Raw genomic sequence first — 19,204 nt, 5'->3', positions numbered from 1 at the left:
CAGCCAGCGAAGACAATTTAAATAATGTTTAGTACCATTCTCAGCAAGGAATCCGGGCGCAAAGTTATTTTTTAACTTAAAGTCAGCAAGTTAAAATCAAAACCTTTGCTTATATCAGCACTGGCATAAGACAAGCTAGTACTGAAAAGGGACCTTTACTATTGGCCAAATTCTGGAAATTCATCCTGAATGAATATTTAATTAGATAAGTATTTCCGCTATTACTTACATAAAACTTACATCTATTTTTTCCCTTTTTTTATGAGACGGATCGCGCCTGCTAACTCATTGATTAATTCCTCTTTAGTGAATAAGCCCTGCACAAAACCGCGTTTTGTGCAGGGCGTCTAGCTTATGCCACCACGACCTGAAGCGCATGTTGCACCAGGACGTCACCCAGCGTATTGGCCGCGTCAAGGGCAGAGTTGTGATAGATGTCATAAATCTGACCGTCTACCGTTCTCTGGCCTGCCGTTTCCCACACGCCACCCTCACCGTTAGCCAGCTGGACCTTATCGCCCTCAACCCCTTTAATCAGCAGGTCGTCCGTCTGGCTGTCAGTAATATTCAGCGCCTCGCTCAGGTTGAGCTTGACGGTATTGTTACCCGCCTTACCGAGGTCGATTATTTCGATATGCTCGACCTTCATTCCCAGCGACGTCAGATCCAGCGTCATATGCTCCCCACCCAGCACCAGCGTATCGGTGCCTGCACCGCCGTCGATATGGGTGAAGTTGAGCGAACTGACGGTGACAGTGTCGTCGCCGCTGCTGCCGGTTACCGAGGCTCCCTCGGCGGTGGTGCCGTCCGCCAGGGTAATCACCACGCCCCCGATGGTATAGCTGCTGTCGTCGGCAATGGCGGTAGTGGATGTTGTGCTCTCCTCCGCACTACCGGCCGTCGCCGCGGCACTGGTGGACGCGCTGCTATCGGTACTGCTGGTATCGCTGTCGGTCACCAGCGTGGAGTGAACCACCGTGGTATGCGCCGCTGCGGTGGTGCTATCTTCGCTGGTTGCGCTGGCCGAATGCGTGGTGGAGGTATCGCTGGTGGAGTCATCCGCCATCACTGCCAGCAGCGTGTTCGCACTGGCAGAGGCCGCCGCTACCGGCAGCAGCGACCCCAGCAGCAGCGTGGTGCTGGTGTAAGCCGGGTTACCCGCGACGTCCACCGCCGTCACCGTGACGATGCTGCTGAGGCTGAGAGCCGTGAGCAGACCGCCCGCAAACTTCACGCTGTACAGCCCGCGCGCATCGGTGGTGGTTTGCAGCGTAGTGCCGTTTAGCGTGACGTTCAGCTGCGTGCCCTGGGCCAGGTTTTGCGTACCGCCCGAGATGGTCAGTCCGTTAATCAGGACGCTGACCAGGGAAGTCACCGCATTCACACCGATATAAGGCAGGTTATGCGTCACCGCCGTAAAGCTCTCATTGGCGGAGGACGTATTGCCGACCGCATCAGTAAGGGTAACGGTGACCTTCTGGCTGCCATCCGCAATGTTGCGCAGATCGCCGGACGGTACGCTTACGCTCCATGCCCCACCCGCGCCAACCGTGGTGGTGTAGATATTCCCCGCCACATTAACCGTTACAGTGCTGCCGACTGCATTGGTCGAGGTGCCGCTCAGGGTTTCGGCAACGTTCGCCTCGCTGAGGTTCAGGTAGTGATCGCCGCCAAACACCGAGCTGTTGTTCAGGGTGACGGTTGGCAGCGTATGGATACCCACCAGCACATTTGAGCTGGCGGTGCCCGCATTGCCAGCCGCATTGGTCAGGCTGGCAGTGACCGTATCGGTACCGTCCGGCAGGGCGGCCAGCGTGGCGACGGGCACCGTCACGCTCCATGCACCGTTGGCGCCCACCGTGGTAGTCAGCGTGGCCGAACCGACGCGGACGGTCAGAGTAGATCCCTCCGCATTGGTGGTGGTCCCGGTGATGGTTTGTGCGCTGAGTGCATCCGTCGCGTTCAGCAGACCATCTCCAAATATGCTGCCAATCACTACCGTCGGCGGCGTCTGCGCAATTACGCTCAGCGAACCGCTGCCAGTGGCGATATTACCGTAGCTGTCACTGACCGTGGCATTGACCGTCTGCGTCCCGTTAGCCAGTACGGCGAGATCCGCTTTGGGTACGTTCAGCGTCCAGGTCCCGGCACTGCTTACCGTGGTGGTATAGGTTATGCCACTTAGCGTGACGCTCACCGCCGCACCCGCCGGAACGTTACTGGCGGTACCACTGATGGTTTGCGCCGAGGTGAGATCGGCGGCGCTCAGTACGCCATCGCCGAAGATGGTGTTCAGCGCCAGCGCTGGCGTTGTGTGGGTTCCCACCTTCACCCCGCTGCTGGCGGTGGCGATATTGCCCACCCCATCGCTTACCGAGACGCCGACCGTCAGATTACCGTCGAGCAGCGTGCTGAGAATAGCCGGCGACACCTGTGCGGTGAAAGTCCCGCCCTGCGCCACCGTGGCGGTCACCGTGCTGTTCCCAAGATTAATGGTCACCGTGGATCCGGCGGCAACGTTGTTGACGGTGCCGCTAATGGTCTGCGTGGTCAGCGACTCAGCCAGGTTCAACACGCCATCTCCAAATAGCGTATTCAGCGTGACCGTAGGCAGATTATGTACGCCCACCACCGCACCCGCGGTTGCGCTGGCGGTGTTACCCGCGCTGTCGGTCACGCTCACGGCCGCCGTCAGGTTGCCATCGGCCAGTCCCTGTAGCACGGACGGCGTCAGCGCCAGGCTGAAGGTACCGTTAGCCGCCGTGGTGGTGACGTACGGCGTACCCGCCAGCGTGACCACCACCCGCGAACCGGCATCGGCCCCGGTCACGGTGCCGGTCACCGTCTGGCCTAGCGCCGCATCCGCCAGATTCAGCAGGCCGTCGCCAAACAGCGTATTAATGCTGACCGTCGGGGCGGTGAGCTTAACCGCCAGGCCTGCGGTGGTGGTGGCGGTATTGCCTGCCGCATCGGTCAGGGTAGCCCCCACCGTCAGGTTACCGTCAGTGAGCGTTGCCAGAATAGCGGGCGTGACGGTCGCGCTGAACGCTCCGTTTTGTCCTGCCGTCGCCTGTATGCTTGAGTTACCTATCGTCAAAATAATGGTGCTCCCTGCGGCAGCGTTAGTGACGGTGCCGCTGATGGTTTGGTTAACCAGCGCATCGGCGATATTGAGAATGCCATCGCCAAATATTGGACTGAGGCTGATGGCAGGCTGCGCGGTGAAAATGCCCACATCGACCGCGCTGGTGGTGGCGTTACCCGCCGGATCAACGACCCTGACGCTGAGGGACTGAGTTCCCTCCGCCAGCGAACTCAGATCCGGTACCGGAATAGAGACGCTCCAGCTGCCGTCCGTCCCCACCGTGGTTTGGTAGGCTTTGGTGCCGAGCATTACGGTGACCGCCGAACCGGCCACAGCGTTGGACACCGTTCCCGTCACGGTCTGTGCCACGGCGGCTTCCGCGATATTCAGCAGGTTATCGCCGCCAAACAGCCCGGTAAGCGGCGCCAGTACCGGCGCTTCCAGCAGGGTGGTAACGGTTTCCGGCAGAGTACGCGTATTCCCGGCCGCATCGGTCAGTACCAGATCCAGCGTAGTGGTTCCGTCGCTCAGCAGGCCCAGCAGGCTCGGCGGCACGACCAGCGCAAAGCGGCCATCCTGCCCCACATCCACCGTTAACGTGGTGCCGCCCAGCGTGAGCGATACCGTCGCGCCAATGCCCGCTGCGGTAGCCACGCCGCTAATAGTCTGCGCCACCGCCGTATCCGCCGCGTTAAGGAAGCCGTCCCCGAACAGGGGATCCACCACCAGCGTCAGCCCGGCATTGACCACTTTGTTGACCGTCAGGGTGGCATCCGTCTCGTTTCCGGCAGCGTCGCTGACCCGCAGGCCAAATACCAGCGCGCCGTCGTTAAGGCTGCTCAGCACTTCCGGCGCCAGGCTGATGCTAAAGGTGCCATCGGCGTTAACCAGGGCGGTCGCCAGCGGCGAGCTGTCGCCCAGATAGAGCCCGATGGTCTGGCCGGCAGCCCCTGAGGCGGTCCCGGTCACCACCTGCGTTGCCAGAATATCCGCCGCGTTCAGCACGTTGGTGCCCAGCAGGGCATCCACCTGGAGCAGCGGCGCTGCGGTGTCGACCTGGAAGTCATGCGTGGCCAAGCCAACGTTACCCGCCGCGTCCGTCAGGCTGACGGCCAGCGTATTGCCCGCCTGGCCCAGCGCCTGCAAATCGCCTGCGGCCAGCGCGACCGACCAGCTGCCGTCCGCCTGTACCACGGCGCTGTAGTTTTTGCCATTCAGGGTGAGGTTAACCGCGCGCCCCGCTTCCGATAGGGAGGCCGTACCGGTAACGGTCTGACCAAGCGCCGCCTCGCTAACGTTCAGCACATCGTCACCCGCAAAGGCATTGATGGTCAGGGTCGGTGCCGTACGATCCACCAGCACACTGGTGGAGCTGTTATAAGTCGTACCGTCATCGGTGGTCAGGCTGGCTGTTACCGTCAGCGTCCCCTCAGGAATATCGGCAGCGTCGTTAGGAACGGTGATGCTCCAGGTCCCGTTAGCCTCGACGACGGCAAAAGTTTCCGTCTGTTGCACGCCGTTGATGGTCACGGAAACTTCGCCGCCCGTGGAAGGCAGATTGGCGTAGGTCCCGCTTATGGTCAGGGTTGCCGCATCGCTGCCGTTGATAATGTTGTCATCCGAGAGCGGCGCCAGCGTCAGCAGCGGGGCCTCGGGCACGGTCAGATCGACCGCCACGCTGGCCGTCGCCGTGCCGGTGTTTCCCGCAGCATCGGCAATGCTGACGCCAATGGTGCCGGTATCACCGGTGGTACCCAGCTGGGCCAGGATCGCCGGAGTCAGGCTGACCGACCAGCTGCCGTCAGCCTGCACGTAGCCGCTCACCGTTGCCGTACCAACAGTGACGGTGACCACTTCACCGGTGCTGGAACCACTGGTGGTGCCGCTCAGGGTCTGCGTGGTCAGGCTCTCCAGATAGTCCAGCGTATCGTCGCCGGTAAACGGGTTAAGGGTGATGGCGGGCGCAACGGTATCGACCACAAAGCTGCCGTTTGCCGTGGCGGCGTTGCCGTTCGCATCGGTAGCCAGCACCGTAATGGTCTGGTTCCCCTCCGCCAGCTCCGTCAGGCTGTCGCTGGCCAGATCCAGCGTCCAGGTGCCGTCGGTGCCAACTGCGGCGGCATAGTTGGTGCCGCCGAGCGTGACGGTCACCGTCTGACCGTCACCCGTTGCCCCGGTGGTACCGGTTAAGGTCGCGCCAGCCGCAACTTCCGCCGCATTCAGGAAGCTGTCAACAAAAGGTACATCCAGCGTCGGTACGGGCGCGGTCAGCGCGGCGGTAAAGTCAACGCTGGTGGTGCCGGTATTGCCTGCGCCATCGGTAACGGTGAGATCGAGCGTATGCGTACCGCTGCCCAGGGCGTTTAATGCCCCGGCAGGCAGGGAAACGCTCCAGTTGCCCTCCGCATCCACCGTGCCGTTCCACACCAGGCCCCCCACATCAATATGGATCTGTGCACCCTGGTTTGTCCCCACCACGCCGGTGGTGCCGCTCAGGGCAATGGCGGTACCCGCCTCGCTGATATTAAGCACGCCGTCACCAAACGGCGTATCAATTACCGGCGCAGGCAGGCTGAGCAGCGCGTTGAAGTTCAGGTCCGCGGTATCGGTGTTGCCCGCGATATCCGTGGCGGTGACCGCCAGGCTGTGTGTGCCGCTGCCCAGCGCGGTGAGCTGCGCCGGCGTCAGGGTCAGTGACCAGTCGCCGTTGGCGCTGACGTCAGCCACAAGCGAGGTTCCTCCGTCAATGCTGACGGTTACGCTCTGCCCCGCCGCAATTTTTCCGGTCGATCCGCTGAGGGTCTGCGCCACGGCCGCTTCGGCCACGTTGAGCTGCCCATCGCCAAACGGCAGCTGAATTGAGACGTCCGGCAGCGCATTGATATCCACAACCAGACCGCCGCTTACTGTGCCGACGTTGCCGACGGCGTCCGTTGCCACGATGCTAACTGGCCAGTTGCCATCCGGTAACGTCACCAGTACGCTGGCAGGCAGATCCAGACTCCAGTCGCCGGTGGTGGTATCCACGACGGCCTGATAGGCGGTGCCGTTAATGATTACGCTGACCGTCTGAGGCCCGGTAGTACCGGTTACGCCGTTCAGCGCGCCACCTGCCGCAGCCTCGGCGGCATTGAGCAGGCCATCGGTAAAGGGCGTCACCAGGGTGGGTGCAGGCAGTCCGGTCACAATTTCGCTAAAGCCCAGTTCGCCAGTGCTGGCATTGCCTGCCCGGTCGGTGACAGTCACACTGATCGTATGGTCGCCATTGCCGAGCGTGGCCGCCAGGGTCGGCGTCAGCGTTGCCTGCCAGTTGCCGTTTTGATCGACCGTGGCCGTGATGCTGTTGTCATCAATGGTCAGGGTGACGGTCTGTCCGCTACCGACAATACCCGTGGTACCGGTTATTGCCTGTTCGACCCCGGCCTCCGTCGCGTTTAGCAGGCCGTCGATAAACGGCGTATTGATGGTGGCAGCAGGCAGCGTATTCACCAGCAGTTCAACGCTGGCCCCGGCGCTCGCCGGATTCCCGGCAGCATCGGCACTGGTTACCGCCACCTGGAATGCGCCGTCGCCAAGGGCGGTTAGCGCGTCCGCCGGAACGGTGGCGCTCCAGCTGCCGTCGGCATTGACCGTACCGTTAAAGGTCAGGGCGCCTATCGTCACCGTGACCGCGGTGCCCTCGACCAGATTGGTCGCAACGCCGCTCAGGGTCTGATCGGTCGCCGCCTCAGCCGCATTCACCAGACCATCGGCAAACGGCGTCGCTAACGTCAGCAGCGGCAGGGTATTCACCGCTATGCCGAGCGCAAGAAGGTTGCTGGTGGTGTTGCCGCTGGTGTCGGTGACCGACACCCCCACCTGGGCCTGACCATCAGCCAGCTGTAGCAAATCGCTGCCCGGAATGGTCAGGTTCCAGTTGCCATCAGCGTCTGAGGTGGCGCTGTAGAGTTTATCGTTGAGGGTGACGCTGACCGTCAGGCCCGCCCCGGTGGTGCCGCTGACCGGCAGCCCCGCCACGGCTTCCGCCAGGTTCAGCACGCCGTCGGTGCCCGTATCAAGCCGCGCATCCAGTAACGGCGGCGTGGTGTTGACCGTGAAGTTTTCCGTCGAGGTGGCGAGATTGCCCGCCACGTCGCTGCCGCTGGCGGTGACGCTGTTGCTTCCCTGGCTAAGCGCCTGCACATCCGCAGCCGGTACGGTTGCGCTCCAGGTCCCGTCCGCATCGACCGTGCCGGTATAGGTCTTACCGTTCATCGTTACCGTGACCGTGTCCCCGGCAGGAATATGCTGGCTGGTTCCGGTAAGGTTCACATCGCTCTGTGCTTCCTGATAGTTCACCGTGTCATCGCTGGTGACCGGATTGATCGTGAGAGTCGGTAAATCCGCCGCCTGGGCAATCACCGTCACATCATGCGTGGCGCTGGCGACGTTCCCGGCGATATCGCTGACCGACGCGCTCAGCGTTTGCGCGCCATCCGCCAGCGCGCCGACTGCGGCGGCCGGGACGACGGTGGTCCATGTGCCATCGGCCTGTACCGTCGCCGTGTAGGTCACCGCATTCAGGGTCAGCGTAACCGTCTGTCCTTCCGGCACATTGGTGGTGGTACCAGAGAGTGTGAGATCCTGGCCCGCCTCCGCCTGATTAATATAGTCATCGCCGGATACCGTACCGACGGTCAGAGTCGGCAGATCGGCAGTCGCGGCGTCCACGGTGACGTTCAGCGTCTGGGTGGTGACGTTTCCGGCCAGGTCAGTGAGCGTAACGATAACCGGATAGCTGCCATCGGCCAGCCCCAGGGTAACGCCTGAAGGCAGATCCAGCAGCCAGCTTCCATCGCCCTGCACCGCCTGCTGGTAGGTCTGGCCGTTAAAGGAAATCGAAACCTGCTGGCCCGCTTCGCTCACCGAAGCCGTGCCGCCTATGGATATCGGCTGCACCATTTCTACCGCATTGATGACGTTGTCGCCCGCGATGGCGTTAACATTCAGCGCCGGGGCAATCAGATCAACGGTGATCGAGTTGTCCGCCACGCCTGTATTGCCCTGCGCGTCCGTCGCGGTAACGGTAATCAGCTGAATGCCCTCGCCCAACGCCTGCAAGGTCGCGGCACTGACCGGCAGCGTCCAGTTGCCCGCGTTGTCCACGGTCGCCGCGTAGTCGGTTCCGGCAATATTCACTACCACCGTCTGCCCGGCACCGTCCGCGCCGGTCGTCCCGCTCAGCAGCTGATCGCTCTGCGAGGTGGCGATATTGACATAGCCATTGATGAAGGGGTTGGCGATCTCCGGCTGCAGCGCAGCGGTGGAGAGGATCACATCGGAGGTTTCGCTAACGCTGTTGCCTGCCGTGTCGCTCAGCGTGACCACCACCGGATAGCTGCCGTCAGGCGATGCCTGTAGCAGACCCGCTGGCAGTTGCAGGCTCCAGTTGCCAACATCATCGACCGTTGTGGTGTAATTCTGCCCGTTGAGAGAAACGGTAACTAACTGCCCGGGTTCCGCACCTGCGCTGCCGCCGCTAACGGTGATTTCGGCAGCCGCTTCGCTGGCATTGACCACGCCGTCTCCGGCGAGGGTATTCAGCGTCAGCGTAGGAGGTACGGTATCCACGCCGAACGGCACCGCCAGCGTATTGCTGTTGCCCGCCGCATCGGCCACGGTGACCTGAAGTGCGTTATCACCCTGCGGCAGCGCCTGCAGCGCCGTGGAAGGCACCACCACGCTCCAGTTGCCGTTGCTGTCAACCGTGCCGGTAAAGGCCGCATCACCCACGACTACCGAAACGACCTGTCCATCGCCCGTTACCCCGGTAGTGCCGTTCAGGGTTTGGGTTATGGCGGCTTCGCTGCCGTTAAGGATGCCGTCATCAAACGGCGCGTCCGCCGTTGCCAGCGGCAGGGCGTTAACCTGCACAATCAGCGTGTCGCTGCGGCTCAGAGCCGCCCCCGTGGCATCGACCACGCTGGCGATCAGCGCCGCCGTGCCGTCAGGCAGCCCCGCCAGCGCGGCGGCAGGAATAATGGTGCTCCAGACGCCATCTGCCCTTACCTCGCCGGTAAAGGTCTGGTTATTAAAGGTGACGGTCACCGTGCTGCCGGCGGTGACGTTTTGCGTCGCCCCGGAGACGATCAGATCGCTCTGTGCCTCTGCCGCATTCAGATAGCCATCACCGCTAAGGGGATCGATGGCAATGCCCGCCGCCAGATTGTTAACGGTAACGTCGTGAGTAGCGTTAACCGGATTGCCGGCCACGTCGCTCACCGCCACGTTAAATGTTGCCGTACCGTTGGCCAGCTCAGCGAGGGCGCTGGCAGGGATCGCCACGCTCCATGCGCCGCTGGCTTCAATCTGCGTGGTGTATACCTGGCCGTTAAGGATCACCGTAAGCGTCTGTCCCTGCTCCACGTTAGCGGCAGTCCCGCTTAACAGCTGATCGGTTTGCTGTTCCGCGCCATCCACAATATCGTTGCCCGCAAAGGCATCAACGGTCAGCGTCGGCAGATCGTTTGCCGCCGCTTTCACTGCCAGCGTCGTCTCGGCGGCGCTGCTGTTACCCGCCGCGCTGGTCGCACTCACGCTGACGGCATAGCTGCCGTCGGCCAGCGCGACCAGATCCCCCGCAGGGATGGTCAGCGTCCACACGCCATCCTCCGCTACGGTAGTGGTATAGGTTACCCCGTTTAGCGTGACCACGATGGCCGCGCCGGATGCGCTGGTCCCGCTGACCGCCAGATCGTTACCCTGTTCGGCGGCATTAAGAATATTATCTCCGGCCAGGGTAGCAATGGTGAGCGCAGGCGGGAGGGTGTCTACGGTGAGGGTCAGATCAGTGGTGGCCGTATTGCCCGCCACATCACTCACGGTGACCGTCGCCGGGGTCGTACCCTGTGGCAGTTGCTGCAGGACGTTACCCGGAAGATCGACGCTCCAGTTACCGTTACCGTCCACCGTCCCGGTCAGGGTCACGCCGTTAATGACCACGCTCACCGTCTGACCATCGCCGGTTTCGCCGGTGCTGCCGGTCAGCGTCTGCGTTGTGGCGGCTTCCTCAGCGTTCAGCGTGCCATCGGTAAATGGCGTATCAATGGTGAGGGTGGGCACGGTGGTGATAGCGATGTTGAGCGTCGTATCGCTGGTCACCGTATTCCCGGCCGCATCCGTTGCGCTGGCGGTAACGGCGAGCGGCCCGTCCGGCAGCGCGAGCAGCACGGCGGACGGCACCACCACCTGCCAGCTGCCGTTTGCCGCCACCTCAGTCTGGTAGTCCGTGCCGTTCAGGGTCACCGTCAGCGTATTGCCCGCCGGGACGTTGCTGGTGGCGCCGACGATGGTCAGATCGCCCTGCGCTTCCGCGGCATTGAGATAGCCATCGCCGCTAACCGGCTCAATCGCTACCGCGCTGAGGGCTGTATTCACGACGTAACTGCCCACCGCGGTGACGACGTTGCCGGCAATGTCACCCACCGTTACGCTGTAGGTCTGGCTGCCATTTTGCAGATCTGCCAGTACGGCGGCGGGGATGAGCACGCTCCATGCGCCGCTGGCCTGCACCAGGCCGCTGTAGTTAACATCATTGAAGGTAACGGTGACAGACTGGCCCTCCTGCACAAAGGTGGTTGTGCCGGTGATCGGCTGATCCACCTGCTGTTCCGCGCCATCAAGAATATTGTTACCGGCGAATTCATTCAGCGTCAGCGTCGGCAGCGTGGCGGTATCGGCCACCACCGTTAAGGGCGCTTCCCCGGTGGTCACGTTGCCCACTGCGCTGGTCGCCACCACCGTCAGCGGGTAATTGCCGTTAGCCAGCCCGGCCAGGTCGGCAGCCGGGATCGCCAGCGACCACTGGCCGTTGGCGCCCACGGTGGTGGTGTAATCTGTTCCTTCCAGGGTCACGGTAATGGTGGCGTTTTGCTCGCCCATGCCGCTGACGGTAAGCGGCAGCATCTGCTCTTCCGCATTCAGCAGGCCATCACCCGCCACCGGATCGATGGTCAACAGCGGCGGCGTCAGATCCACGGTCAGCGGCGTGCTTTGCGTGGTGATATTTCCCGCTGCATCGTTAACCGTTACGTCAACCGTATAAACACCGTTCGTCAGACCTGCCAGCTGCGCTTCTGGAACCGGCAGCGACCAGCTGCCGTCAGCGTTGACCGTGGTGGTATAAACTGCCTCATTGAGGGCGACACGCACGGTGTCGCCCACCTCACCCGTACCGCTGACCAGCAGCGGCTGGCCCTGTTCGGTGGCATTAATCACGCCATCCCCCGCCAGCGGCGCCAGGGTAAAGGTCGGTAGCGTGGTATCCAGCGCAATAGTATGCGGCACGGCTACCGTGCCGCCATTTACCGCCGTGGCTGTCGCGGTGAGTGAGTAATTGCCGTCGGTCAGCCCGGCCAGGGCGCTGGCGGGGATCGCCGCCGTCCACAGGCCATTTGCGCCGACCGTGGCGGTATAGTTGACGCCGTTAAAGGTCAGGGTCACCGCCGTGGTCTCATCCGGTACGCTGCCGGTTACCGTCACGCCCTGCGCGGCTTCGGCTGCGTTAATAATGTCGTCGCCCGCCACGGTGTTAATGATCAGGGCGATATCCACCGTGGTATCCAGCAGCAGGGTGGTATCCTGCGCGGCGGCGTTACCGGCTACCGAGGTTACCGCAACGGTCAGGGTATTGTCGCCTTCGGTGAGGTTAGCCAGCGTGGCGGCTGGCACGTTAACCGCCCACAGCCCGTTGCTGCCTATCGTGGTGGTGAAGGTGTCGCCTGCCAGCGTGACCGAGACGGTATCACCGACAGTGCCGGTTCCGGTAATATCCAGCGGCTGCCCCTGCTCCGCCTGGTCAATAATGTTGTCGCCGGTAACGGGATCGAGCGTAAAGGCCGGGGCTGCGGTGTCAACGGCCAGCGGCAGCGTCTGCGACGTGGTATTGCCGAAGGCGTCGCTTACGGTTACCTGCACGCCGTATGGGCCGTCAGCCAGCTGCGCCAGGTCGGCAGCCGGAACGGTGACTGCCCAGCGGCCGGTGTCCTCCACCACCGTTGAGTATTGCTGTCCGTTCAGCAGCACGTTGACCGTATCGCCCACGCTGCCTGTCCCGCTAATATCCAGCGGGCTGGCCTGTTCAGCGGCATTAATAATGCCATCTCCACCTGCCAGTGGATCGAGAGTGACCGCCGGTAGCGTGGTGGCAATGATCACCGCCGCCGGTGGAAGCGCCGCGGTGTTGCCCGCCACGTCGGTCACGGTGACCACCAGGGTAGTTTGCCCCTGCGGCAGGGCCTGGAGGATCTGCGGATCCAGCGCCAGCGTCCAGACGCCGGAAGTGTTGACCGTTGCCGCATAATCCGTTCCGCCAAGATTCACGCTAACCGTCTGCCCGTTGCCCAGCTCACCCGTGGTGCCGTTCAGGGTCTGAATAATATCCGCTTCGTTATGGGTCAGTGTGCCGTCGGTAAACGGCGTTTGCAGCGTCGGGCCTGGCACGCGGGTGATATAAACGTCCAGCGTATCCTGCGAGGTATAGGTGATACCGCTGCTGGCGGTCACGCTGGCGATGGCCGTTTGCGGTCCGTCAGCAAGTCCGGCCAGATCCGCCGCAGGCACCGTCACCGACCAGCTGCCATCCGCATTGACGGCGCTGGTGTAGCTGACCCCACCCAGGGTGAAGGTCACCGTGCTGCCGCCCGCGACGTTAGCCGTCACCCCGTTTACCGTCAGCGCGGACTCCGCCTCAACGGCGTTAAGGTAGCCATCGCCACTCAGCGGCTCAAAGGCGATGCTGCTGAGTGTATTATCAACGCTGAAGGTTTTTTCGGTCAGGCCGGTATTGCCTGCCAGATCGGTGACCGTGGCGCTAAGGGTTTGCTGACCGTTAGCCAGCAACGCCAGCGCCAGCGCCGGCAGGGTAACCTGCCAGCCGCCGCCGGTCTCAATAGTGGTGGTGTAATCCTGCCCGTTAAGGGTCAGGGTCAGGGTTTGTCCCGCCTCAACGTTGGTCGCGATGCCTGTCAGGATCTGATCAACCTGCTGTTCAGCGCTGTCAATGATGTTATTTGCAGTGACGTCTGAGATGAAAATGGCTGGTGCAGATTTATCGACCACCAGCGGCGTGCTGGTCAGGGTAGTATTGCCTGCCGCATCGCTGGCGGTGACGTTCAGCGTATAGCTGCCGTCATTCAGCGCATTCACCACATCGCCGGGAATGGTCAGCGCCCACTGTCCGTCAGGGGCAACCACTGCGGAATACGCCACTTCGTTCAGCTCAACGCTGATGGTATTACCCGCTTCGCCCATGCCGTTGACCACCAGCGGCTGCGTGCCTTCCGCCGCATTCAGATAGCCGTCTTCCGAGGCGGCATTAATCGTGACCACCGGCGGCGTCAAATCGACGACCAGGGTGCGGATCAGCGTGGTGGCGTTACCCACCGCGTCGGTTGAGGTCACGACAACGTCATAGCTGCCGTCGGCCAGCGCCAGCAGCGCGGCAGGCGGAACGGTAATATCCCAGCTCCCCGTTGCGGAAACCGTTCCGGTCAGGGTCTGATCGTTCAGCGTCAGGCTGATGGTATCCCCCTGCCCGCCAGTGCCGCTGATGGCGAGCGGCTGCCCCTGTTCTGCAAGGTTAAGCTGATAATCTTCAGAAATGGCCGCTACCGTCAGCACTGGCGGAATGGTGTCCACGATAAAGCTGCTGGCGAGCGTAGTGGTATTGCCTGCGGAATCGGTCGCGGTCACGCTCAGGGCCGTGCTGCCCTCCGGCAGCGTTTGCAGTGCCGACACAGGCAGTGAAACAGACCAGTTACCGTTAGCATCGACCGTGCCGTTATAGGTGATGCCGGCGATAACCAGGCTCACCACCTGCCCAATGCCGGTCACCCCGGTGGTGCCGCTCAGCGTTTGATCGACACCCACTTCAGCAGCATTGAGTGAGCCGTCAACAAAGGGCGTATCAAGCGTGAGGGTGAAATCGGGGTTAACGCTGGAGTTCAGGTTATGGGTGGTGGTGATTTCATTACCGTTGATGTCGGTGGTGGTCGCCGTGACCGTCAGGTTGCCGTTAGGCAGGCCCGTCAGGGCGTTCGCGGGTACGGTCACGCTCCAGCTGCCATCGCTTTCGGTCAGGGTGGTGTAGTTAACGCTGTTAAAGCGCACCAGGATCCGCGCGCCCGTCGACACAAAGCGGCTGCTACCGTTAATCACCAGATCGCTCTGCGCCTCAACGGCATTCAGCATATTATCGTCGCTGATCACCCCAATCGCCACGGCGCTAAAGGTGTTATCCACGCTATAGCTGCCGCTGGCGCTGGCCGGGTTACCGGCGATGTCGGTTACGTCGACAGTATAGTTTTGCGCACCGTTTGCCAGCTGGGCAAAGGCGCTGGCGGGGATCAGTACGCTCCAGCTGCCGTCTGCCTGCACGGTGCCGCTGTACTGGTCGCCGTTCATCGTTACACTGACCTGCTGCCCCTCCTGGACGTGGGTAGTCGTACCGGTCATCGGCTGTGACAGCCCCTGCTCTGCACCGTCCAGCACGTTATCGCCGGTAAATGCGGATACGCTGATGGTCGGCAGGTCAGCAGCCTCGGCCACGACCGCCAGCGGCTGCGTGGCGGTGGCGACGTTACCGGCAGCGTCGGTGGCCTGCGCGGTGATGTCATAGCGACCATCGGCCAGGACGCTGACGGCGGCAGCCGGGACGGTCAGGGTCCAGTTGCCGCTGCCATCAGTGGTGGCCTCGTAGCTGACGCCGTTCAGGCTTACCACCACGGTGGAACCGACCTCTGCCGTACCGTTCAGCAGCAGATCGTCGGCATGCTCGGCCGCATTGAGGTAGCCATCACCCGATATGACCGCCAGCGTGACGGCTGGCGGGACGGTATCGACGGCAATGGGGGCCAGGGCGGTGGCGATGTTGCCGCCCGCGTCCGTCGCGGTAACGCTGATATCATACTTACCGTCCGGCAGCGTTTGCAGGGTCGAGGCGGCGATATCCACACTCCACTGCCCGTTGCCATCCGCCACCGTGCGGTAGCTGACGCCATCCAGCTCAACAACCAGGGTACTGCCCGCCTCCGCCGTGCCGCTCACGCTCAGCGGCAGGTTATGGGTTTCACCGTTGATAACGCTATTGTCGCCCACGGCGGTGATGGCCAGCGCAGGCGGTATGGTGTCCACGGTCAGCGGCGTGACGGACGAAAGACTGTTGCCCAGCGAGTCCGTTACCGTGACGGTAATCTCCTGACTGCCCTCCGCCAGCGCCTGCAATACGTCCGGCGTCAGCGTCAGGCTCCAGGCGCCGGTAGTCGCGTTTACCGTGGCAGGATAGCTGATGCCGCCTATCGTCACGCTCACCGCCTGGTCCGGCCAGGCCACCCTGGAGTTACCGGTGAGGGTCTGCGGCACGGCCGCCTCGCTGGCATTCAGAATGCCGTCGCCAAAGGGCGCGACGATCTCGATATTATTGCTGATTTGCGTGCGAACCAGCAGATCGCTTTCGCTGGTCACCGGGTTATTGGTCGCATCTGCACCCGTGACCACCAGCGTGTAGGTGCCGTTCGCCAGGCTATCCAGCGCAGAGGCGGGGAGCGTCGTACTCCAGCCGCCACCGGCGGCAACCGTCGTGGCATAATCCACGCCGTTAAAGGTTACCGTCAGGGGAGTTCCCTCCGCCAGGCCAGTGCTGCTGCCGCTGACCACCAGATCGGACTGCGCTTCGGTCGCATTCAGCGCGTTGTCACCGCTGACCGGCGCGAACGCAAGCGTGGCGACGCTGCTGTCCGTCGCCACCACAAAGCTTCCGCTGGCGGTCGTGCCGTTACCCGCCACGTCGCTGACGCTGACGGTGAAGCTTTGGGTTCCTTCCGCCAGGGCGCTCAGCACCGTGGATGGCAGGGTGATACTCCACCCGCCCCCGGCCTGTACCGTGCCGGTAAAGGTATCCCCGCCGGCCAGCACCAGCGTAATCTGCTGTCCAGCCTGAACGTGGCTGGCTGTACCGGTCAGCTCCTGATTAACCGCCACCTCCGCGCCATCCAGCACGCCATCCCCGGTCAGCGGATTAAGGTTCAGCGCAGGCAGATTGCCAAACTGGGTAGCAAAGGTGACGTCGGTGTAAGTTGTAGTGCTGTTGCCGGCCGGATCGGTGGCGATCACCGTGACGGTATAGGTGCCATCGACAATCGCGGCCTTGTCCGCATCACTCAGCGTGACGGACCAGGCACCGGTCTGCGCATTAACGGTTGCGGTCAAATCAAGACCGTCAAGCCGCACCAGCACCTGGCTTCCCGGCTCGGTGACGCCGCTGATTTGCAGCGGCAGGGCTAACTCTCCGGCATTGACATAGCCATCGCCGGAGATGGTATCGACGGAGACGGTCGGCGGCAGGGTATCAATTGAAATCGTGCTGGTTTGCGCGGTGGCGTTGCCTGCCAGGTCAGTTGCCGTAATACCGATTGTCGCATCGCCGTCGGCGATCTGTTGCAGGTCGGAGGCCGGGATATTGACGCTAAAACTGCCGTCTGCATTCACGGCGGCGGTATAGGTCAATCCGTTCAGCGTGACGGTCACGGTGTCACTGCCCGGGCTGGAGCCGCTGATGGTCAAGGGCTGCGTCACCTCACTCTGATTCAGCGGGCCGTCGGGTAGCGTGACGCTGAGTACCGGCGGCACGGTCATCACGTCAAAGGGGGTGATTGTGGTGGCGCTGTTGCCCGCCGGATCGGTGACCAGCACGGTAAATTCATTCCTGCCCTGCGGCAGATTTTGCAGAGCGTCGGCGGGCAGCGAAAGGCTCCAGCTGGCGTCGCTGTTGACCGTACCGGTATAGCTCACGCCCCCCAGGGTCAGGGTGACCGTCTGGCCGGACGCGACTACGCCGGTGTTGCCCGTGATCGTCTGTCCGGCACTCGCCTCACTGGCGTTCAGCACGTCATCGCCGAAGGGCTGTTCCGGGGTGGCATCCGGCATGACGTTTCTGACATCCAGCGTTGCGGGGGTGCTGTTGTATACCATTGTCCCATCTGCTGCCATCCCGGAGGCATTAAACAGATGCGTTCCGATTGAAAGCAGCTGCAGGTGCTCGGGCGGTACCGTGAGGCTCCAGGTTCCGTCAGCATTAATGGTGGCGCTGTAGGAGCGATTATCTACCGGGTTGGTGACTGCCAGGATCCTTAAAAAGGAATTTGCAGGCTGCGGCTCCAGAGTGACGCTGATCACCGTGCCCGCCGCCAGCCCGGTTGATGTCCCGGTGACAATCATAGGCGCCTGCGCCTCCGCGACGCTGAGGTAGCCATCTTCGCTCACGACATCAATGCTGATGCTGGCCTGGGAGGATGAGAGAACGGTAAAGTCGTGGCTGGCACTCGCCGTCACGCCCGCGGCGTTAGTGACGCTGGCACCAATAGTTTCAGATCCATCGGCTAATGCCTCAAGGGCGGCGGAAGGCACGGAGAGGCTCCAGCTGCCGTCCGCGCCCACGGTTGTGATGTAGGTCTGGCCGCCAAGGGTGACCGTGACGGTTTGTCCCTGCTGAACGTTGGTGGTGGTGCCTGAGAGCGTTTGTGACATCTCCTTTTCGGCGCCGTCCAGCACGTCGTCTCCGGCAAAGGTGGCGACAGTAATTCCGGGCGCGGCGGGTACAGTCGCGCTGGATTCAACGGTGATATTTTCACTGGCGCTGGCGCTGTTACCTTCGTTATTGGTGACGCTGGCGCTAAGAGTATTCGCGCCATCGGGCAGCGCGGCTAAATCCGCTGTCGGCAGTGAGATACTCCAGTGCCCCTCAGCATCCACGCTGGCGGTGTAGGTTTTACCATTGAGTACCAGAGTGACAAGGCTACCGGCTTCGGCATTAGTGGTACTGCCCGTCACGGCCTGAACGCTGGTTTTTTCGCCCGGGCTGAGGATCGCATCGCCGGTAAAAGGGTCAATCGTCAGGGTGGGCGTAATCGGGGTGGTCCCCCCGCCGGGCGTCGTCGTGCCGCCGCCAGGGGTGGTGCCATCCGTCCCGCCCGGCGTGGCGCCGCTGTTGTTCCCGCCGCCGCCGCCGCCGCCGCCACCGCTGGCCAACGCGCCGATACCCAGCCCCGCCAGGCCCAATGCGCCAAAACCGGCGGCGGTCATTACGCCGCTGGTTGCCCCCGTGTCAGCCAGCAGCAGAGTATCAATCGCGCCCAGCGATTCGTACTGCGGCGTCATCGCCACCGCCGTCTGAAGATCGCCCAGCTCGCTGGTAACGGGAAACAGCGCATGCTCAGCGGGATTAACCCCATCGTCGAAGACCAGCTCGCTGTGGTCACCGTCAACGTCATCCAGGAAGAATTTTTGATAGCGCACCACGCTACCGTCGTGCATATGCAGTACCAGATCATTACCCTGACGGTCAAACTGGTTAACCATGGCTCGGGTGCCGTGGATCTTCACCACGCTTGGTTGATTCAGCGGAACGGTATGCGAGGTTCCCGCAGTGGCTTGTGAAAGAAGTTTGCCGTCGTCGCGAGAAAGAATTTCAGCGCTGCCATCATTAATTTGAGCCATAAGACCTCATATACACCAGATGTAGTTTTAAAGTTTACGAATAAAAACATGAAGTAAATCTTCACATTAATCGCAACATAAAGTTTCACCGGCCTATAAATCAGACCGGCATTCACCTGGTATAAAAGCGATCTTTGGCAGATCATGAACAACAAAACGCGGTTAAATGGGACTGGTAGTCTTACTATTTATAATTTTTCATTTCAGATAGTAAGAAAGAATATGCCCAGCTAACGTGATAAAAATCTATCTAAATAATAAGAAATACTGATTGAAAAGCATAGCCTGCGGTTTTATTTCAGAATCAAAGGCGCTCATTAATTCCACAAATTTACGGTAATCATCTGATTTGTCTTAGGGAAAAATTTCGCTTAAATGAATAAATTCACGGCGCTGTTTTGCCTTTTCCCTGCCCAGACGGAAGTGAGATGCGTCGATCCAGCGAATAATTTATAAGGTATTGTGATAGAGGGCACAGGCTGGCCCTAAGGCAAATGCGCAATAATTCGCCAGGTCGCCGGCTGACCGCGCTCCACCGTCGCCTTTTCTTCATTCATAAAGCGGGATGTGATAAAAAGTAGCGCTCTT

1 protein-coding gene is annotated in these 19,204 nt (G+C 61.7%); it reads right to left on the bottom strand.

Features of this window, described 5'->3' with window-relative positions; all coding sequences use genetic code 11:
- Window positions 1-352: 352 nt before the first annotated feature.
- The gene (locus ACLRGG_RS06335; protein ID WP_416248926.1) at window positions 353-18,616 is read right to left on the bottom strand and encodes an Ig-like domain-containing protein; all 18,264 of its coding nucleotides are present in this window, start codon (window positions 18,614-18,616) and stop codon (window positions 353-355) included.
- Between the last annotated feature and the right edge of the window lie 588 nt (window positions 18,617-19,204).

Origin of the sequence: Erwinia sp. PPS120 (genome assembly GCF_047918655.1) — a bacterium.
Classification (GTDB): Bacteria; Pseudomonadota; Gammaproteobacteria; order Enterobacterales; family Enterobacteriaceae; genus Erwinia; species Erwinia tasmaniensis_A.
This window is presented reverse-complemented; position numbering and strand designations above follow the sequence as displayed.